This window comes from Pararhodospirillum photometricum DSM 122, assembly GCF_000284415.1.
GTDB classification, from domain to species: Bacteria; Pseudomonadota; Alphaproteobacteria; order Rhodospirillales; family Rhodospirillaceae; genus Pararhodospirillum; species Pararhodospirillum photometricum.
Genome location: NC_017059.1, coordinates 986,251 through 1,006,348 on the forward strand (window position 1 = coordinate 986,251; position 20,098 = coordinate 1,006,348).

The following is a 20,098-nucleotide window of genomic DNA, read 5'->3' on the forward strand; positions in this document are numbered from 1 at the left end:
CGGCGAACGAGAACAACGCGCCGTGGGGCGGCCTGAGGCAGCCCCACGGAATCGATCAGCACCCTCCATAGTTATTGAGAGTCACCGATGCCGCGCCGGAAACACTCAAGGTGTAAGTATCCGACCCGACCGTCGCGGCATACACCGAATAACTTTCGGCGACGCCGTTGTTATCCAGGTCTTGGGTCTTGGTGCCGGTGAATTCCCAGCTTTGATACTCGTAGCTCAGGATGACATCGACCTGGGCGGCGGGATCCAGGATAAGAGACACATCGAAGGGGTCGCTCTCTCCTCCATAAAGCCCAGAGAGATCGCCGGAGGTCAAAGACAGGCTCGTCAACCCCGAGACCTGGGACAGATCCAGACCTTCAAACGCAGACAGATGCTCCAGATCAGCCCCGGTAAGGTCCGCCTTGCTGCCTTCCAACTGCAAGAGATCGCGGCCTTCTCCACCCTCCAGGCTTTCCCAGCCGTTGTCAAAAGACGCAAGGATCACGTCGTCACCAAAGGCCCCATACATCGAGCAACTCCCCTCGCGGCCATCCAGGGTGTCATCGCCCCAACTGCCGAAGAAGGTATCGTTGCCACCTCCCCCGATCATCCACACGCCGCTGGAACTGTCCGAGGCGCGGAAATCATCGTTGCCCGAGTCGCCGTGGATGCCCTCAATGTTCTCGAACTGGCTGGAATTGCTCAGATCGAGGACGAGCCCGGTTGTCGGGCTCGAAAAGTGCAGCCAGTCGAAGCCCTCGCCGCCCTTGTAAACCGCGTTGGCCGAGAACGCCCCGGCAAAGGTATCGTCGCCGGTGCCGCCCTCCAGGGAATCGGCGTCGCTGTCCAAGCCCCCGGACAAGAGGTCATTGCCGGCACCGCCTCGCAGGAGATCGGCGCCCTCCCCTGCGTCCAAGATGTCGTCGCCCGCCCCGCCCAGGAGGGTATCGTCGCCGGTGCCGCCCACCAGGGAGTCGGCCCCGCGTCCTCCCTCCAGGAGGTCGTTCCCCTCGTCCCCCGTGAGCGTATCCCCCACCCCACTGCCGATCAGGGTGTCGGCATCTTCGGTGCCGGCCAGGGTCAGGGGGGCGTAGGCGGCGTCGGTATATGTCACGAAGTCGTTGCCACTGCTGTTAACGACGCTGATCGCGTCCTCAACATTGACGGTATAGGCATAGTCACTGCCCAGGCTGCTGTTGGTCAGGGCAAAGGAGTGATACGTCCCGGCCAGATCGCCGTCGTCACGCGTCAGGGTGCCAGCGTAGCTGACCGTCCAGCCGTTCTGGATCCAGTCGTCAAGACCGCTGACCGTCATGTCGGTGCTGCCTGAGGCGGTGACCCAAAGGGTTTCCCCAAACGGGGTCATCCACCATGCGGTGGTGGTGTCGGCCAGGGTCTCGGCGCCGCCGGAGAGGTCCAAGGTGGTGTGGGAGCCGAGGGCCACGCCGTCGATCAGGGCCGAGGCATGCACATCGACCACTTTACTCAGATCGTACGTGCCGGCTTCGCTCAAGACGATGAGATCGGTCTCGGAACTCCCCTGCCACGCCGCGTCGGCCCCGATCACGCTCTCCCCAACGTGGGAGGTCACGACAACGTCGTTGATGCCAATCTGAAGATTGGCGCCCTGCCCGAGGATCCAAACTTCGTCCACGTTCTGGAAGGCGGGATCGTTCAACTGATCGCCATAGGCCAAGGTGGTGGCGGCCCCGGCAACCAGGATCAGCGAACTCTGGGCCACCAAAACGCCGTTGAGATAGCCCTGGACCAAAACCGGCTGATCCTCGCCGGCGGGATAGGTCACGGTCAGCGAGACAAGGCTGAAGGCCCGACCCTGAGCGTCCGCAAGCACCCACACGGCATCGCCGTCGTCGCCAGTGTCCCGGGACACAACACTCCCGGCATAGTCCGAGCCTGAGTCCGTCCCATAAACTTTCAGGAATCCCTCGTTGGCGTCCGTCTTCTGCGTACCGTCGCTGTTGGCGGCATAGAGTTTGAGAGAATAGCGGGCCACGTCGGTCGCGCCGTTTTGACCATCGGTCGCCTCGTTCCCCAGCCACGTGGAGGTCGTGGCCTCGGAGGCGACCCAGGTCAACGGGCTGGTCACGGCCGTTGGCCCCTGGGTATCGGCGAGGGTGAGAAGGAAGCGGTCATCGCCGGTACCGCCCGACAAGGTGTCGAGGCCGCCGCCCCCCGACAGGGTATCATTGCCAGCACCACCGGCCAGATGGTTGTCCCCCGTATCCCCGCCCAGAGAGTCGGCCCCCGCCCCGCCCTGGATGTTCTCGATCCCGGCCACGAAGGTGATCCCTCCGTTGCTGGTGGTGGCGATCTGAGTGCCGGTCAAGCTCAAGGTCACGTCGGCCGTTTGGTCGCTGAAGTCGATCCAGTCGGTGCCGCCGCCGCCCTCTACGTTGTTGAGCCCGGCGCCGGGCGCCAACGTATCGTCGCCGTCGTTGCCCAAGAGGCTGTCGGCGCCCGCCCCCCCTTGCAACACATCATCGCCGGTGCCCCCCACCAGGGTATCACTGCCCTCTCCCCCGACCAGACTATCGTCGCCTCCGTTGCCGATGAGGGAGTCATCGCCCGGCGCGGAGAGGGTCGCCACCTCGCAAGTCGTTGTAAAGGTGTGGGAAACGACGAAACTGCTGTTGTTGGGATCGGTGTCGGCCACCGTGATCTCAAGCTCAAGCGTGAACGACGCCTGATCCAGGGGCAAACTGAAGGCAAGCTGCAAGGGAACAAGGTGGCTTGTCGGATCTTGGGTCAGGGTAACGGAGCCGTCCGTCACGGTGAGGGGGAGGCTAAAGCTCGGAAGGATCCAGACGCCCTCGGGAATGCCCGAAATTTTTATCGAGGTGATGCCCTCTGAGGCATCATCGGTCGTGCCCGCAGCGTCGGCGGCGGCGGCCTCGCCGGTGGTCAAGGGCAGGGTGACGAACACATTCAGGCGCTGATCGTCGCCGATCAGAAGGTTGTCGGCCGCGTCCCCGGTCAACGTATCACTGCCGCCGCCGCCATTGAGCGAGGCCTCCCACTCGTCCGTGGTCAGCGTTTGCGCTTCGTCGTTGACGATGACATTGAAGGTATCGCTGCCGGTCCATACGGGGGTCTCTGGCACCGGGGTCACGATGATGCCATAGGACAGCTCGGTGGTGGTGGAGTTGTCCCACACGGCCGTGACGGGGATCCACTGGTCCGTGGCGTTGTCGTTGGGTGTCTTGACGCTCAAGCCCGCCAGTTGGGTGGGGGTCAGGCTCACGCCCCGGTCCCCGTCCAACGTCACCTCGGTGCCATCGACGAGGAAGGTGTAGCCCTCGGGCACGGTGAAACTCACGGACACCAAGCTCCGCCCGGCGGCCTGTCCCGTCAAGTAGGACAGGAGGTTCATGGTCACCGTCTCGCCCTCCTGGCAGGTCAGGGCCAGGAAGGAAAGCTCCGCGCCGGTGGCATCGACGAATGACACATGCTCAATCCCCGTGACCCTCAGGCCGGCCGCCTCCAGGGCTTGGTCATCGCCCACATGGCCGCCGTTGATCAGGGACCGCAAGCTGATCAGGTTTTGAATTATCTCGATGTCGTTCATATCGACCGTCGAGATGTCAATCGTCAGGGTGTCGTCACCGGCCCCGCCTTGGACGTTTTTGTAGCCGGCGAAAAGCTTGACCTGGATCTGGTCGTTCCCGCTGTCTCCATACAGAACGTCGTTGCTGGTGCCGCCAATCAGGGTGTCGTTACCGGCGCCCCCGGACAGGGTTTCGTCATGAGTCCCGCCGACCAGAAGATCGTCGCCCCCCATGACGATGGTCACAGTGTGAGACGTCGTGCCGGTATCGGTGGCTCCTGTGGCGCTTTGGTCGGTGATCGTCGCCTGGAAGGTCAGGCTGAAGGTGTCTTGCGTGACCGGAGTGCACAGGCGCAGACCTTCAAGCTGCCACTCGCTCAGGGTGACCGTGCCGCTGGTGATCGTCAGCGCCGTTCCCTCGCTGTCGGTCACGGTGACCCCTTCGGGCAACCCCGCGAGGGTATAGGTCATGGTTTCCGACCCGTCGGTATCGCCCGCCGTGGCCGAGAGGTCGAGGATAACGACGATGTCAAGGCCGTAGTAGTCGCCAAAAATGGTGACGCTGTCGTTGCCGGCGATGAGGGTGTCGTTGCCCCCGAATCCGGCATAAAAGTTCGTCCCGCCAGAGGCGGTGATCTCGTCGTCGGTTCGACCGTCAACGACGTCCTCGCTCTCGTACACCTGCGCGTCGGTCAGAGTCGCGGTGTCGGCCACCGGGAGCACCGTGACGCCCAGGGTCTTGGAGGCCTCGGCAAAGGCCCCGGTGGCGTCCTCGGTGGTGCGCGCGGTGACCGTGAGGGTGATGCTCCCGGCGTAGTCGGGGGGCGGTGTCAGGGTCAGGCCGCTCAGTTGGGCGGTCGTCAGGGTCCAGGTATTGTTGGCTGGGGTGTAGATCCCCGCCGACAGGCTGGCCCCCGAGGGCACCCCGGTGATGGTGACGGAGAGGGTTTCCGAGCCGTCGGCGTCGGGGGTGGTGGCGGTGATCGCCAAGGGGATGGCCGTGTCCTCGTCGCCTTGGGCGGCCGTAATGACCAAACTCACCGGGTCGGCGACCGGGGCCACGCTCACGCTGAAGGTATCGCTGGCCTCGGCCGAGGTCCCGGTGGCGCTTTCGGTGGTGCGCGCCGTCACCGTGATGTCAAAGCTGCCGGAATACTGCGCGGGCGTCGTGAGGGTCAGGCCGACCACCTGAGCCGGCGTCAACGTCCAGGCCTGGGTGGTGGGGTCGTAGGTCCCGGCCGACAAGGTCACGCCCTGCGGCACGCCGGTGAAAATCAGGCTGAGGGTTTCCGACCCATCGGTGTCGGGCGTGGAGGCCGTGACCACCAGGGGAATCGCCGCCCCGTCCTCGGTCCCCGAGACATCCGACACCGTCACCACCGGGGTGTCGGCAACGGCGGTCAGGGTCACGGGCACCTCGATCTGGGTGCTCTGGGTGGTGCCATTGCTGGTTTCGGTCGCGGTGGCCGTGACGATCAGGGTGAAGCCGGCGTCGCTGTCGGCGGGGGGGGTCAAGGTCAGGCCGGTCAACTGGGCGGGCGTCAGGCTCCAGGTGCCATCGGCATTCCGGGTCCCGGCCGAGAGGGTGGCCCCGGCCGGCAGGCCGGCGATGGTGAGGGCCAGGGTTTCCGCCCCATCGGTGTCGGCCAGGGCCGCCGCGAGGGACAGGGCCAGGGTCCCGTCTTCCAGCCCCGTGACCGGGCCGCCGGTCAAGGTCGGGGGCTGGGCCTCGGGCTGATCGAGGGTCAGGGTGAGGGTGGCCGAGGTTGTGTCGCCATCGCCATCGACCAGGGAATAGCCGAGTTCGACCGTGGCATCCGTCGCGCCGGCCCCTGGCGTGACGGTCACGCTGTAGGCCCCGGTCGCGAAGTCAACCCACACCTGAGCGCCGCCCGCTGTGGCAATCGTCACCGTGCCATCGGCGCCAGCAGTGTGGACGGTGCCGTTGAGCCGGATCTCGGTGATCCGCCCCAGGCCATCCGCCCCCAGAAGGTCATTCTCGACCAAGGAGCCGCTCACGGTTTGGGGCGTCGTGCCGACCGTAATGCTTTGGCTGTCGTCCTGGGCTTCGGGGGTGTCGTCGTGAACAACCACGTTGAGCGTGCCATCGGCGGTGGAGCCGTCGCCGTCCGTCACGCGATAGGCCACGACCAAGGGCAGATCATCCCCCGTCGGGTGATCGAGGGGAAGATGCTGGGTATAGGTCACAACGCCGGTGGTGGTCTCCAGGGCCAGGGTGAACACCGTCGCCGTCCCCACGCGGCCAATCAGACCCCCGGCCCCATCCGAGGTCACAACCACGCTCTCGCCGCCACTGGTCAGGGAGGTCGAAAGACCGGTCAGGCTCAGACGAGCCCCCACGGCATCGTACCCCCCGTCATGGGGCAACAAGGCGCTGGCCGTGGCGCCGGTGCTGGCCACGCCATCCTCGGCCACGGTGAAGGTCAAAGTTCCCGCCTCGGGACCGCTGTCGATGACAAGGGGCGTGCCGTTGGCATCGACAAAGCTCACCGCTTCCCAGTTTCTCACCGTCAGGCCGAGGGCCGAGAAGCTCGCCGCCTCCCCCGCCTCGGAGGTGGCGTCGGCCTGCGCCGCCACGAAATCGCGCAGCCGCTCCAGGTCCTGCATCACGGCCCGGTTGGCAAGATCGCTCGCCGACAAGACCACGCGCAAGGTATCGGTGCCAAGGCCGCCGTCATAGGTATCGGCACCGCTGGCCGTGGCATCGCGGCTGAAGATCCCCAGGTCGTTGCCCGTGCCGCCCATGACGACGTCGGCCCCGATGCCCCCGTCCAGGGTATCCTCGCCGGCCCCGCCGATCAGGGTGTCGGTGCCGCTGCCGCCTTGCAAGACATCGTTGCCGGCCACGCCGGGATCCACGGTGATGTGGGAGGTCCAGGTTTGGGTCGCCGAGACCGACGTGCCGTCGTCGGGATCGAGATCCACGACGGTGGCGCTCAGGGTCAGCACGAACGAGGTCGCCCCCGTCGGCATCGTGACCGTGAGCCCGGGCAGATCGGCGGCACTGAGCAGCCAGGAGCCATCGCTTTGTCTGGTACCGGCCGACAGCAAGGCCGTCTCGGGCAAGCCCTGGAGGCGCACGGTGACGTCTTCCGAGCCGTCGCCATCGACCAGAAGGGGGGTGAGATCGAGCTTCTCCGAGAACCAGCCGGTTTCCTCATCCCCCAGCAGAAGGTCGTCGCTGCTCCCCCCGGTCAGGGTATCGTTGCCCCCGCCTCCTTGCATCGTGCTGCTGCCGTCCCCCCCCTCCAGAACATCGTCGGAGGCATGGGGCGTGACCAGGGTGTCCGCCTCGGGAAGGTCGAAGGTCACGCCGTCCACCACCGGGGTGACCACAAGCGTCAGCGTGCCGGTTGACGTGGCGGTGGACCCATCAAGCGCGGTCGCGGTCGCCTCCACCTGAAGCTGGATGTCGGCGGCGCTCTGGGCGGGCGGTGTGAGGGTGAGGCCAGCAAGCTGATCGGCGCTCAAGGTAACCGCGTGATCGGTCTGAACCAGTTCGGCGCCAGAGGCATCGCGCAGCACCGCGCCCTCGGGAATCCCCGAGAGGGTTACCGTCAGGGTTTGCGTCACGCTGCTTGTCGCACTGACGGCAAGACGAAGACCAAGGGCCGTGTCCTCGGCGCCGCTCGTGGACACAAGGGTCAGGGCCGGGGATGTGACAACCCCGTCCAGGTCTACCTCGGCCCCCGCGCTGTCCACGATGCGCACGCTTTCCCAGCCCTCCAAGGTCAGGCCCAGCGCGGAAAAGCTTGTGCTTTCACCAGGGTGGGCCTCCACAAAGGCCCGGACCTGCGCCAAGGCGGCCAGACGGTCGGTGTCCTCAAGGTCGGCGTCCGTCACGGTGATCACCAGCGTGTCGGTACCCGCCCCGCCGGCCACGGTGACCTCGGCCCCGGCGGTCAGGGTGAACCGGCCGTCGTCGTCGCCAGCCCCGGCGTCGATCAACCCGCCCCCGATCCCCAGGTCGAGGGTGTCGTTGCCGCCCAGCCCGACCAAGCTGTCACTGCCGGCGCCGCCTTGCAGGGCATTTGCAGCGTTGTCACCGGTCAGGGTATCGTTTCCGGCCCCGCCGATGACGTTTTCGATCCCCGAGAGAACATCGACCCCGACATCCAGTCCCCCAGCAGTGCCCGCGCTCAGGGACAAAACGACAGGGTTGGTCGCATCGCTGTAATCGGCCCAGTCGGTGCCGTCGCCCCCCACCAGAGTGTCGTTGCCACGGCCGCCTTGCATGGTGTCGTTGCCGGCGCCCCCTTCCAGGCTGTCGTTGCCGGCCCCGCCGGACAACTGGTCGTTGCCGACGCCGCCTTGCAAAATATTATCGTCGGCGTTGCCGATCAGGGTATCGTTGCCGCTACCCCCCAGGACGTGCTCCAGGGCATAGAGGCGGTCGGTGCCGATTTCGCTGCCGCTGGCCACGCCGGAGGCCAGATCGACCCGGATGCCCTGACCGGTGGAGGGAAATAAAATCCAGTCGTCCAGATTATCGTCGTCGTCGTCGCTCAGGCCGTTGCCACCGCTGTAGGTATCGTCGCCATTGCCCGAGCCGGCGATGAGCGAATCGGCGCCCGAGCCGCCGATCATCACATCGTCGCCGTCGTTGGACTTAAGGATGTCGCCGCCGGCCCCGCCCACCAAGGTGTCGTTGCCCGCCCCGGTTTCAATGCTGTCGGAGGCGGTGGAGCCGGTCACATCCCAGTTTTTATACCAGTCGCTGGAGGAGGCGCTCACCACAAAGGTCGGCATGGGCGTGTCCGGGCTGGCTTGCAGGACTTTTTGAACCGTGGTCCCTCCACTGCCGGTCCCGGTATCGGTCCCTCCACTGCCGCTCCCTGTACTCCCACTGCCGCTCCCTGTACTCCCGCTGCCGCTCCCTGTACTCCCGGTGCCGGTCCCCCCGGTGCCACTGCCGGTGTCTGGACTCCCGGGGCCGCTGCTTCCCGCCGGCGCTTCCGATCCTCCGCTGCTTCCCGTCCCGGACGCGGAAGAACCACTGCCAGAGAGGGTTGGCGAGGGGGACGACGTCAGAGTGGTTGTGGCATCGGTGGTCGTTTGCGTCACAATGGTCCGGGCAATGGTGTCGGCAAAGGACACCACGGCCGAGGGACGAGTCGCAGACCCGGCCGACGTCGTCGAGCCGGTCGTCGTGCTCCCCCCCGAGATGGCGTCGTCCTGAGCGCTGCCCTGGAGGGTCTCCGCCGCCGTGCCACTCAGATCCAGGTCCAAGGGGCGATAGACCAGCGGTTGGCCCTGCGTCTGGCTTGCCCCCGTTTCCTGCCCGGTGTTCTGGGCTTGCTGGGTGTCTTGTCCGGTGTTGGCGTCGCTTTTGTCGGTGCCGGTGTCGCCCTGACCCTGGGGCTTGCCGTCTGGCTGGGCGGGCGCGTTGGTCTTGCCGCCTTGGTCGTCTTGGGATTTGGACGGATCGGCAGGAAGGAAATCAAGGGAGCGACCGGCCGCCCCCTCGCCACGGAAATCGTCCGGCGAGGCCGTGAAACGCGCGACCGAGGTCTCGACCCGATCAAGGATCTGGCCCACCGTGACCCGCAAGCCGTCGTAGGCCACGTTCAGGACCTGGGGCTCGCCCCCCATCGGCGTAAAAATGATCTCGCCCGTTGTCCCATCGGCCTCGGGCAGCAAGACCACGTCCAAACTGACTCCGAGCGCCCCCAGCCGGGCCCGCACCGCGTCCATGTCACCGAGATCGACCCCCTCGGGCACGATGATCTTGATCACACCCATGGTGCCCCGCACGCCGATGGTGGCCACGGGAGTGACCAAGGTCATGGCGTCGGGACCGGAGCGCGCGATACCGCCCGATACAAAGGAAAAGACGCCGGCCACCAGATCGACCGAACTGTGGCCCTGGCCCGAGGCCGGGTCGTAAACCAGTTCGTCGAGGACCATGCGGCCGTTGCCGGTCAGGGAGAAGGCCGAGCCGTCCATGAACTTGATACCAATGGCGCCGTCGCCCTTGGTTTCGACCACGTCATCCTCAAACACCGGATCCCCCGCCCGGGGCTCGATGCGGGTGCCATCGGCCCGGGTGATGACCACGGCGCCCGTGACTTTTTCAATGGTGCCGATGGGCACGCTGGTGCCCGACGCCGGGCCGGCCTGCGCCACCTGCCCCGGAGTCGCGCTGCCCGCCAAGCGCGCGACCACATCGCCCTCCAAACGAGCGCCCTCGGCACTGACGAGGGCAGGCGGAGGGTCCTTCAAGAAATAGTCGGTCACGATGACCCCGTGCCCCTGGCCATCCACAATCAGCAGATCCGCGCCGTCGCGGCTGTAAATGCCGTGCAGCAACAACCCGCTATCGCCAATCACTGGGGAGGAGCCATCCAGCGACAGAATCGTGAGCCCGGCGCCGCCGTCACTCCAAGGAGAAAGCCCGGTGTCGGTCGCCTGATCCGGGCGCGCGTTTTGCGTCACGATGGTCATCGGTTCCCTTTCCGGCGGGTCGCGGCCTGCCTGATCCTGAAGGACGAGTCAACCACTCCCTGGGGTGGAGCGGGCTAAAAAAAATGCAAAATAAGGTATGAAACGCGGCACCGAGGGCACGGCAGCCTTCGGGGAGGCTTCTGCATACCAGAATGCGATGTTTTTACGATGATGACAATCACAGGAAAACGGGAGTCCTGCGTCCAGGGCGCATGAAAGGCCCAGGCCCGTTCCCTTGCTCCTTTTGTGGCTTTTGACTGTTTCCTTTCCGATCCTTCCTTCCCATGGAACGGAAGGCGTCTCCGCAGACTTCACGGAAGTCTTCCGGCTTTTGTTCCAAGGCCCTTGCCGTACCGACAGTCCCCTAGGCGATCGGATCAAAAGCGCAGGTATCCGGCGGCCCCGGGGCAAACCACCCCTGGACAGGCCCGGCCGGATGCTCCGGCGCGGCCAAAGCCACCAAGGTGGTGCACAAGGTTCCAAAGCCCGCGTCGGTCATGAAACAAGCGGCGGTGTCCGGCTGCCCCGGGGTGGCCGGGACGCGATCGCCCAAAGCGGCAACCCAGCCCTCCCAGGCGGCCAGACCGTGGTCGGGATCGGGCCGAGGCGTCGTGCCCAAGCGTGCCAACACCCGGGCCAGCCGGGGCTCGCGAGTGTCGTTCAGGTCACGGGCCGTCAGCCCGCAGAGGCCGGGCGGCAGGGGAAAGGCCTGGACCGGCGCCCGCCCCGAGGGGTCGGCGTGCCGCAGCCAGAAGGCATCGCGGTTGTCGGCCACAATCAGCGAAAACGGCCGATACGCTCGCCCGTCCAGGGCTTGCAAGGCTTGAGCGGCCTCGCTGGCATCCGCGTGCCCCAAGGCCTCCAGCACCAACTCGCCGCGCGAGCGACGCCCGTCCTCGGGACCCAACGTGCCCTGTCGGTTGACCACACACGCCATCACCCCGTCGTCATTCACCCCAATCCAGGTGCCCAGGGCCACATCGTCAAGCGGGGCGCGCACCTCGGGCTGCTCGGGCCAGTGTCGCGCCGGACCCCGCCAAGGGCGCTGGCGGCGCTCGTCGCGGTTGCCCGCCAGGACTAGGGGCCACGGAGCCCCCGGACACCAATCGACCACCACCAGACACATGGCCTTATCCTCTTCGTTGTCTGCGCGCGGGCCCCCAGCCGGGGCGGGAGTTTGGGACTACCCGGGAAAGGGAGCAAGCGCTATAACCGGCCCGGCACGCCGGCGCCAAACCCGCGTGTCCAGGTAATCATCACGCCCCAGTGGCAACCAATAGATGAATCCAGGGAACAACACACGATGAGCGATGCTTTCACCCACCGTGAGCGGGCGATGGAAACCGGACACCGGCTGGACGAGGAACTGCGCTTCAAGGCCACGGCCCGCCGGAACAAAGCGTTTGGACTGTGGGCGGCCGGCGAACTGGGCCTTGAGGCCGCCGCGGCAGACGCCTACGCCTTGGCCCTGGTCGAGGCCGATCTCGCCCCCAACGGCGAGGACACCCTGATCGCCCGGGTCCTGACCGACCTGACGGCCAAAGGCGTGGACATGACCGAGGGGCGCCTGCGCATCAAGCTGGAGCGCCTTTTGGCCGAGGCGGAAGCGGCCGTGCGCGGCGCCTGATCCCGGTGCGGCGCGTCCTGCCCAGGGCGCGCCACCGCCTTCCCCAGCCCCAACAACGAAAAACCCCGCCGGGCGGCACCGGGCGGGGCTTCAAGTGGCTGGGGGACCTGGATTCGAACCAGGACTGACGGAGTCAGAGTCCGCAGTTCTACCGTTAAACTATCCCCCACCAGGGACTTTTTTGTATCCTGCCCGTCAAGGGCCCGAAGACCCTCACGGGAAGTGGCTGGGGGACCTGGATTCGAACCAGGACTGACGGAGTCAGAGTCCGCAGTTCTACCGTTAAACTATCCCCCACCAGRGATCTCGTTTTAAGGGACCGTATTCCAGCGGAAGATGTTCTACCGGAAGGATGCCTCGTCGCGAGGGCCAGACGTTTACCACGCAGGCCGGGGAATGCAAATGCTTTTTTGCGCGAGAGCGTCGAAAAACGCCTCTTGGATCGCCATGAACAACGAGGGTAAAATGCAAGGTCGTGCCGGCTGCTCCCGGCCCGCCTTCCCCGTCGCCCTTTCCCTTGGCCCAGGAGTTGGAGTGCCCCTTCCGACTGCGTCTTGCCGCGTGCGCCCCCCCTTCCCGCCGGGACCGCGGTCCCCGGGGGATGTGTATGGCGCCCTTGATCTGGGCACGAACAACTGTCGGCTCCTGATTGCCCAACGCAAGGGGACGGGGTTTCGCGTGGTGGACTCCTTTTCCCGCATCACCCGCCTGGGCGAGGGCCTGTACGCATCGGGAGCCCTGGGCGAGGGGGCCATGGAGCGCACCTTGAGCGCCCTGGAAGTCTGCGCCGAGCGCCTTCAACGCCACGATGTCCGGGCCGCGCGCTGTGTCGCCACCGCCGCCTGTCGCGCGGCAACCAATGTTGAGACCTTTTTGGAGCGGGTGCGCGAGCGAACCGGCCTGAGCCTGGAGGTCATCCCGCCGGACGAGGAAGCCCGCCTTGCCCTGGCCGGCTGCGCCCCCTTGTTGCGCGCCGACACCCCATTTACCCTGGTGTTCGATATCGGCGGCGGCTCCACCGAGCTGACCTTGGCCGAAGTCACGCCCAGTGCCCACGGGCCGCGCCTGGGGGGCATCCGCGCCATGGAAAGCCTGCCGCTGGGCGTGGTCACCATGGCCGAGGCGGTGGGCGGCGGGCACTTGTCGCAGCGGCTGCACGCCGACATCGTGGCCCATGTCCGCGCCCGGCTGGTGGCCTTTGACCGGGCCCACTCCATGCGCGAGCACGTGTTTGGGGGCGCCTTGTCCATGCTGGGCACCTCCGGCACGGTTACCACCGCCGGCGCGGTGGCTCTCAACCTGCCGCGCTACGACCGGGCCCGCATCGACGGGCTGACCCTGTCGGTGGCCGATGTGCGCGCGGTGGGCCGGCGCCTTCTGGCCATGACCCCGGCCGATCGCATCGCCCACCCGTGCATCGGTCGCGACCGCGCCGACCTTGTGCTGGCCGGGTGCGCTATTTTAGAGGCCATCTTGTCCTTGTGGCCGGTCCCCGATCTCCGGGTGGCCGATCGGGGGATCCGCGAAGGCCTGTTGCTTGACTTGATGCACGCCGCCGATACGGCCGTTCCTTCCATGCGTCCCAGGGAGATCTCCCATGTCCTCGCGTAAGCCGCCGTCCTCTTCCGGTCGTTCGAAGGGGGGCGGCGTGAGCGCGCCCACCGTGGCCCGCGATCTGACCGTCAAGGTGCGCACCGCGCGCCGCCGCTCGAACTCCTCCACCCAATGGCTACAACGCCAGCTCAACGACCCCTATGTCCAGGAGGCCAAGCGACGGGGACTGCGCTCGCGGGCGGCCTTCAAGATCATGGAGCTCGACGACCGCTTTCATCTGCTGCGCCCGGGCCTCAGGGTGGTAGACTTGGGGGCGGCGCCCGGTGGCTGGACCCAGGTGGTGGTCGAGCGCACCCGCCTGCTCGACGGCGGCCGAGGTTGCGTGGTCGGCATCGACATCCTGCCCTGGGAGGGCGTGGCCGGGGCCCACTGCCTGACCCACGACTTCACCGCCGACGACGCGCCCGATCTGCTCAAGACCGCCCTCAACGGCCCGGCCGACCTTGTGCTCTCCGACATGGCCGCCCCCACCACCGGGCATCGTAAGACCGACCACCTGCGGGTCATGGCTCTGGCCGAAATGGCGTGGGACTTCGCCGAAAGCGTTCTGGCCCCGGGCGGAGCCTTTTGTTGCAAAGTCTTCCAAGGCGGGACCGAAGGGGCATTGCTGGCCCGCATGAAACAGCTCTGCGAGTCGGTCCGTCATGCCAAGCCGGCGAGCAGCCGGGCGGAATCGCCCGAGGTGTATGTCATCGCCCAAGGCTTTCGCGGTCGGCCCGATGGCGAGGAGGACCTGTGAATTTTCTTGAGCAACAAGAACGGGGATTGATTTTCAGGCAGCTTTTCCCAGACTCTCGCTCTGGGCGCGCAACGAATTAACATTCCCTTCAGGGGTCGTCTCCATAGTTTCCCGGAAGGGATCTCCTGGGGCACGACCCGCAGACAGGCATCATATCGACGTTTCCCCAGGAAAGGGGGCAAGGAACAAGGCGATGGACGGGCGGGGGGACGGCAGCGAACGGGGCGGAGGACTGGGAGGAGCCCAGTCGCTTTTCCTTTCCGTTTACCTGTTGCTGCTGGCTTTTTTCATTGCCCTGTGCAGTCTCGCCACCCCAATGGGCGATCGCACCCAGGCAGCGGTCCGTTCGGTGGCCAAAACCTTTGGGGCACGCGGCGCGGGCGTTCCGGCCCCCAGCCAAACGGGACCGGTTCTGGGGAGCGATCGTGAGGTCACCCCCCCGGACGTGGGCGACCTCTTTCGCGCCGAGATCMCCGCCGCCCACGTGGAAACCTTGACGGCGGGCGACGTTCTTCAGGCCTCGTTTCGCACCGACGCCCTGTTTTTGGAAGGCACCGACGCCTTGCGGCCCGGACGCGAGGCGTTCCTGGCCCGCTTGGTGGCCGCGTTGACCCCGGCCTCAGCGGCCCCGCCCCGGGCCATGGAGATTGTTGTCGCCACCGGCGGCGCCTCTGACGCCACCATGCCCGACCCCACCAGCTTGGAAGTGCGTCGGGCCGCCACCTTGGGCCGCTTGGCCCATGCCCTGGGGGGAGGCCCTGGCATGATCAGCGCCGGCCTGGGTCCCGGGCCTTTGGACACCGTGGTCTTCACCTTTCGCCGGCGCGGCGAGGGAGGAGGCCTGCCATGAGTATTTTCGACGACCGCGACGCCGATCTCCAGGCCGTGTCGGCCGGATCCGTGGCCTCGGGCAAATCGGCCGGGGGCATCTGGATGGTGACGTTCGTCGATCTGGTTTTGCTGCTCTTTGGATTTTTTGTTTTGTTGTTTTCCATGTCGAGCCTGGAGACTGCGGGCCCCATGCCCGACGCATTGGCCGTCTTGCCAACGCGCGCCGACGCCCCGATCCGTCTTGAAAAGACTCCGGCCCGTGCCGACGCCAATATCGGCGCCCGGTCCCAGCCTCGGGCGGCGGCGACCGAGTACCTGACGGTGTTGCTGCGTGACGCCCTGGACCGCGTGCCGACCTTGCGCCCGCTCCGATTGGACAACGAGGGCGACGATGTCAGACTCTCGGTACCGCCCGCCCTGTGGAGCGGGGCCGCCCCGGGCCTTGGCGACCTTGCCGCCCTTCTCGACCGCCTGGATAACCGTGTCATGATCATCGCCCCCACCCAGCCTTCCCGTTACGCCTCATACAACTCCTCAACCAAGGTGGGCCGGGTCACGGCATTGCCGACCACGCGGTTGCGCCCGGCGCGCTTGGCGGTGTAGAGGGCCTCGTCGGCGGTGGCGATGAGGATATCGGGGCCATCCCAGGGCACCCCCGAGGCGGCGCCGATGCTCAAGGTGACAGGGCCGCCGTCCGGGCGTCCGCCGTGGGGCAGGTGCAGGGCTTCAACCGCGGCGCGGACCCGCTCGGCCACCTGCAAGGCGCCGGCCAGATCGACATTGGGGAGCAAGATGGCGAACTCCTCGCCCCCGTAACGCGCCGCCAGATCGCCCTGGCGGAAAATCTGGGCCTCGATGGCCTGGGCCACCGTGCGCAAACACTCGTCGCCCTTTTGGTGGCCGTGGGTGTCGTTGTAGGCCTTGAAGTGGTCCACGTCGGCCAGCAAGACCGATAGCGCGGTGGTGTCGCGCTGGGCCTGCTGGCAGTCGGCGACGATGGCCGTGTCGAAGGCGCGGCGATTGGCAAGACCGGTCAGGCCATCGCGGTTGGCCAAGCTGTGCAGGGCCATTTGCGCCAGTTTCTGCTCGGTCATGTCGCGCAAGGTCTCAACGACGGCAATCAAGGTGCCGTCCTCGCTGAAGATGGGGCCGGCGTCGATGGCCAGATACAGGCGCTTGGCCGCCCGGGGCATCACGCACCAGTTTTCCGCGCTGAGGCCCAAGGTGTTGTCGCTGGGCACGGTGTGGCTGTCGTAAAGCCGGGTGAGTTCCTCGGTGCGTCCCAGGATCAAAGTGTCGGCCAGACAGTAGCGCGGGGTGTCATAAAAGGCGCGCCAGTGGTCGCGGGTGCCCAGGACCTCGGGGGCGCCCACCCCCGTGAGGCGCTCGCAGGCCCGGTTCCAGATGACAACGCGCCGTGTCGCATCCAAAACGAACGTGGGCACCACCAGATGCTGCATCAGGCGAACGGCAAACGTTCGGCCCAAATCGAGATGCGTTTCGGTGTACATACCCGTCCCTCCCTGTGGCCGTGGGTCGGCCTTTTTGTTTTTTACGGGGAATGATGGCGCCAGGAGAGGCTTCCTTTGAGAACGGCGAGCTTCTCCTTTCTGTGGCGGCGGAAGTGTACACGGCTCCGGCCGGTCTCGCTAGCGTCGAGGAGGCCGGGGGGAAGCGGTGAAGAAAGACGGCTGGGCAGGCGCGACCTCCCCAGACCCCTCGATTCTGGCTGCCGTGCTTGCACGCTCCCGGGTCCTGCTTCTACGATAGGCACTCCTCTGGCGTTCGGGGTTTCCATGAGCATCCATGTCGCGCTGACCCACCGCACGGTCTACACCTACGATCGGCGGGTTTCTCTCACGCCCCAGGTGATTCGCCTGCGACCGGCCCCGCACAGTCGAACGCGCGTTTTGTCCTATAGTCTCGAGATTTCACCCAAGCCGCATTTTATCAACTGGCAGCAAGATCCCAACGCGAACTGGCTGGCCCGCGTTGTTTTTCCTGAAAAGGTTGATCATTTTGCCGTCACGGTCGATCTCGTGGCCGACATGGCGGTGTATAATCCCTTTGATTTTTTCTTGGAGCCCGACGCCGAGCGCTACCCGTTTACTTACCCCGAAGATTTGGCCGAGGAACTGGCGCCTTATCGCCGGCCGGTTGCGGCGGGGCCCGGCCTGAGCGCTTTTTTGGCTACGGTGTCGCGCGAGCCCCGGCGCTGCGTTGATTTTCTGGTCGATCTCAATGCGCGGCTCCAGCGCGAGATCAAGTATCTCGTGCGCTTGGAGCCCGGGGTGCAACCCCCCGAGGAAACCCTGAGATTGGGCAGCGGCTCGTGTCGGGACACGGCTTGGCTGCTGGTGGCGATTTTGCGTCATCTGGGGTTGGCCGCGCGTTTTGTCTCGGGCTACCTGATCCAGTTGACCCCGGACCAAAAGCCGCTCGATGGCCCGGCCGGACCCAGCGCCGACTTCACCGACCTGCACGCCTGGACCGAGGTGTATCTGCCCGGGGCCGGCTGGGTGGGGCTGGACCCGACCAGTGGTCTCCTGGCCGGCGAGGGGCATATCCCCCTGGCCGCCACCCCGGATACGCCCTCGGCGGCGCCGGTATCGGGCGGGGTCGAGCCGTGCGAGACGACCTTCGACTTCACCATGGAGGTCCGGCGTCTGCATGAAACGCCGCGGGTGACCAAGCCCTATACCGAGGCCCAATGGCAGGCCATCCTCGATCTGGGCCACGCGGTGGACCGGCGCCTCACGGACGGCGACACCCGCCTGACCATGGGCGGCGAGCCAACCTTCGTGTCCGTTGACGACATGGACGGCCCGGAGTGGAACACCGAGGCGGTCGGGCCGACCAAGGAGCGGCTGGCGACCGTGCTGTTGCACCGCCTGAAGGACCGCTTCGCGCCCGGGGGACTGATGCTGTTCGGCCAGGGAAAATGGTACCCCGGCGAGCCGCTGCCGCGCTGGGCGCATCATCTCTATTGGCGAACCGATGGTGTGCCGCTGGTCCAAGATCCCGAGGTGTTGGGCGATCCGGCCCAGCCCGGCGCCCACGCCATCGACGCCGCCGGCGCCTTCATGACGGCGCTTGCCGAGACCCTGGCCGTGGATCCAGTAGCGGTGCAGCCGGCCTTCGAAGATCCCTGGCAGATGATGGCCGAGGAACGCCGCTTGCCCATCAACCTGGAGCCCGGCGACGAGCGGCTCAAGGATCCCCTGGCCCGCGCCCGGCTGGCCCGCGCCCTGGAGCGTGGTCTGGAGACCCCGGTCGGCTATGTCCTGCCCGTTCAGCGCTGGAACAGCCCGGCCCACGCGCCGCGCTGGCTCACCGAAATCTGGCAGTTCCGCCAGGGGCGATGCTACCTGATCCCGGGCGATTCGGTGATGGGCCTGCGGCTGCCGCTGGAGAGCCTGCCTCATCTGTCGGCGACCCAGTATCCGTTTTTGTTCCCGGTCGATCCCTTTGTGCCGCGCGGCCCCTTGCCGCCGTTGCCGGCGCCGCGCTTGCAACGCCGTCTCCCGGCCGACCACGCGCGAGCCCAAGCCGCAAAATCCCCAGCCGAGCAAGCCCAGGCCGAGCAGACCTCCTTGCCCGACCAGGAGCCCCTGGCCGCGGCCGCCGGCCGGGGGGTGGTGCGCACCGCCGTGTGTGGCGAGATCCGCCAGGGTCGGCTGCACGTCTTCTTGCCGCCCGCCGAGGCCCTGGAGGACTATATCGAGTTGGTGGAAGCCGTTGAGGCCACGGCCCGGCGCCTGGGCGTTCAGGTGATCTTGGAGGGCTATCCGCCGCCGCACGATCCCCGGGTCAACGTGCTGAAGGTGACGCCAGACCCGGGAGTGATTGAGGTCAACGTCCATCCCGCCGGCTCCTGGGATGAGTTGGTCCACATCACCGAGACCCTTTACGACGAGGCCCGCCATGTCCGGCTGGGCACGGAAAAGTTCATGATCGACGGGCGCCACGTTGGCACCGGAGGCGGTAACCATCTGGTGGTGGGCGGCGCTACCCCCGCCGACAGCCCGTTTTTGCGCCGGCCCGACCTGCTGGGCAGCCTGATTCGCTTTTGGCAGGGGCACCCGGCGCTCAGTTACCTGTTCAGCGGCCTGTTCATCGGCCCCACCAGTCAGGCGCCGCGCCTGGACGAGGCCCGCGACGAAACCCTCTACGATGTCGCCCTGGCCCTCGACCTCCTGCCCACCCGGGCCCAGGCCGAGGCCGGGGGGGTGGCCCCTTGGGTGGTGGACCGCATCTTGCGCGATCTGTTGATCGACGTGACCGGCAACACCCACCGCACCGAGATCAGCATCGACAAGCTCTATTCCCCGGACCGGGCCGGCCGGCCGCCTGGGGCGTGGTCGAGTTCCGCGGCTTCGAGATGCCGCCGCATGCGCGCATGAGCCTTGTGCAACAGCTCTTGTTGCGGGCCCTGATCGCGCGCTTCTGGGAGACGCCGTTCACCGCGCCCCTGGTCCCTTGGGGCCATGCCCTGCGCGATCGCTTCATGCTGCCTTATTATGTGGAGCAGGATCTGCGCGATCTGTTGGCCGACATGGCTCGGGCGGGCTATCCCTTCGATCCCGCATGGTTCGCTCCCCATCTCGCGTTCCGTTTCCCCACCTATGGCACGGTGCATCACGGGGGCGTGGACATCGAGGTCCGCCACGCCCTGGAGCCCTGGCATGTCAGTGGGGGAGGATCCGGGTCCGGGCGGCACGGTGCGTTTCGTTGATAGTTCGGTCGAGCGACTCCAGATCCGCACCCAGGGCCTGATCCCCGGCCGCCATGTCCTGACGTGCAATGGCCGGCGCCTGCCCCTGACGGCCACCGGCACGCCGGGCGAAAGCGTGGCGGGGGTTCGCTATCGGGCGTGGTGTCCGTCCCGCTGCTTGCACCCCACCGTCGCCCCGCATGTTCCCCTGGTGTTCGACCTGCTCGACACCTGGAACGGACGGTCGATGGGTGGTTGCGTCTATCATGTGGCCCACCCGGGGGGGCGGTCCTATGACGTGGTTCCCATCAACGCGAACGAGGCCGAAAGCCGGCGTCTTGCCCGGTTCTTCGCCATCGGCCATACCGCGGGGCCGATGGTGACGCCGCCGGCTGAGATCAACCCGGCGTTCCCGCTGACTCTGGACCTGCGCCGTCCGATAGGGGCCTAGAGGGGAGGGGAGGGCGTCGGAAAGAAAGAAAGCTGGGGAGGCGCGGCCTCCCCACGACCCCTCCGATCCTTTCTTTTGGGTTTTTCAAGGCGACGGGGTAT

At 66.6% G+C, this 20,098-nt stretch carries 11 protein-coding genes and 2 tRNA genes; 8 read left to right on the forward strand and 5 right to left on the reverse strand.

The annotated features are described in order from the left end of the window. Window positions 1–55 precede the first annotated feature (55 nt). Together RSPPHO_RS04350 and RSPPHO_RS04355 are read right to left on the reverse strand one after the other, a co-directional pair. On the reverse strand, window positions 56–10,021 hold the full coding sequence (locus tag RSPPHO_RS04350; protein ID WP_014414057.1) for a FecR domain-containing protein: 9,966 nt from the start codon (window positions 10,019–10,021) through the stop codon (window positions 56–58). 364 nt (window positions 10,022–10,385) lie between these two features. Further along, window positions 10,386–11,147 carry an NRDE family protein gene (locus RSPPHO_RS04355; protein WP_014414058.1) on the reverse strand — a complete coding sequence of 254 codons (762 nt, stop codon included), beginning with the start codon at window positions 11,145–11,147 and terminating at the stop codon, window positions 10,386–10,388. A 177-nt stretch (window positions 11,148–11,324) separates the two neighbouring features. Here RSPPHO_RS04355 and RSPPHO_RS04360 point away from each other — a divergent pair, with 177 nt between their 5' ends. After that, entirely contained in the window at window positions 11,325–11,648 is a 324-nt protein-coding gene (locus tag RSPPHO_RS04360) for a DUF1476 domain-containing protein (protein WP_041794163.1), read from the forward strand. A 95-nt stretch (window positions 11,649–11,743) separates the two neighbouring features. Here the strand turns inward: RSPPHO_RS04360 and RSPPHO_RS04365 are convergent. Further along, window positions 11,744–11,817: transfer RNA gene (locus tag RSPPHO_RS04365), tRNA-Gln, on the reverse strand. Window positions 11,818–11,871: 54 nt separating this feature from the next. Then, a tRNA-Gln gene (locus RSPPHO_RS04370) sits at window positions 11,872–11,945 on the reverse strand. 237 nt (window positions 11,946–12,182) lie between these two features. Here RSPPHO_RS04370 and RSPPHO_RS04375 point away from each other — a divergent pair. From RSPPHO_RS04375 to RSPPHO_RS04395, 4 genes are all read left to right on the forward strand, one after another. Then, window positions 12,183–13,259 (forward strand): Ppx/GppA phosphatase family protein, encoded by a 1,077-nt coding sequence (locus tag RSPPHO_RS04375; RefSeq protein WP_242390566.1) that lies wholly within the window; start codon window positions 12,183–12,185, stop codon window positions 13,257–13,259. After that, window positions 13,246–14,001 carry an RlmE family RNA methyltransferase gene (locus tag RSPPHO_RS04380; protein WP_014414062.1) on the forward strand — a complete coding sequence of 252 codons (756 nt, stop codon included), beginning with the start codon at window positions 13,246–13,248 and terminating at the stop codon, window positions 13,999–14,001. The genes RSPPHO_RS04375 and RSPPHO_RS04380 overlap by 14 nt, the downstream gene beginning before the upstream one ends. A gap of 193 nt (window positions 14,002–14,194) precedes the next feature. Further along, entirely contained in the window at window positions 14,195–14,851 is a 657-nt protein-coding gene (locus RSPPHO_RS20865) for a hypothetical protein (protein WP_014414063.1), read from the forward strand. Next, on the forward strand, window positions 14,848–15,435 hold the full coding sequence (locus RSPPHO_RS04395; protein ID WP_051013652.1) for a flagellar motor protein MotB: 588 nt from the start codon (window positions 14,848–14,850) through the stop codon (window positions 15,433–15,435). The genes RSPPHO_RS20865 and RSPPHO_RS04395 overlap by 4 nt, the downstream gene beginning before the upstream one ends. Here RSPPHO_RS04395 and RSPPHO_RS04400 read toward each other — a convergent pair. Then, a complete protein-coding gene (locus RSPPHO_RS04400) occupies window positions 15,348–16,343 on the reverse strand; it encodes a sensor domain-containing diguanylate cyclase (RefSeq protein ID WP_014414064.1) in 996 nt (331 codons plus the stop codon). The two genes, RSPPHO_RS04395 and RSPPHO_RS04400, sit on opposite strands and share 88 nt — an antisense overlap. A gap of 285 nt (window positions 16,344–16,628) precedes the next feature. Between RSPPHO_RS04400 and RSPPHO_RS04405 the strand changes: the two genes are divergently transcribed. The 3 genes from RSPPHO_RS04405 to RSPPHO_RS21670 are packed head-to-tail and all read left to right on the forward strand — an operon-like array spanning window position 16,629 to window position 19,997. Continuing rightward, complete coding sequence (locus RSPPHO_RS04405) at window positions 16,629–19,235, forward strand: transglutaminase family protein (protein WP_339325398.1); 2,607 nt, start codon at window positions 16,629–16,631, stop codon at window positions 19,233–19,235. Then, window positions 19,232–19,567: a transglutaminase family protein gene (locus RSPPHO_RS21665; protein WP_339325399.1), complete on the forward strand. Its 336-nt coding sequence runs from the start codon at window positions 19,232–19,234 to the stop codon at window positions 19,565–19,567. The genes RSPPHO_RS04405 and RSPPHO_RS21665 overlap by 4 nt, the downstream gene beginning before the upstream one ends. Next, window positions 19,518–19,997, forward strand: coding sequence for a transglutaminase family protein (locus tag RSPPHO_RS21670; RefSeq protein ID WP_339325400.1), 480 nt, complete (start codon window positions 19,518–19,520; stop codon window positions 19,995–19,997). Before RSPPHO_RS21665 ends, RSPPHO_RS21670 begins: the two co-directional genes overlap by 50 nt. Window positions 19,998–20,098 lie beyond the last annotated feature (101 nt).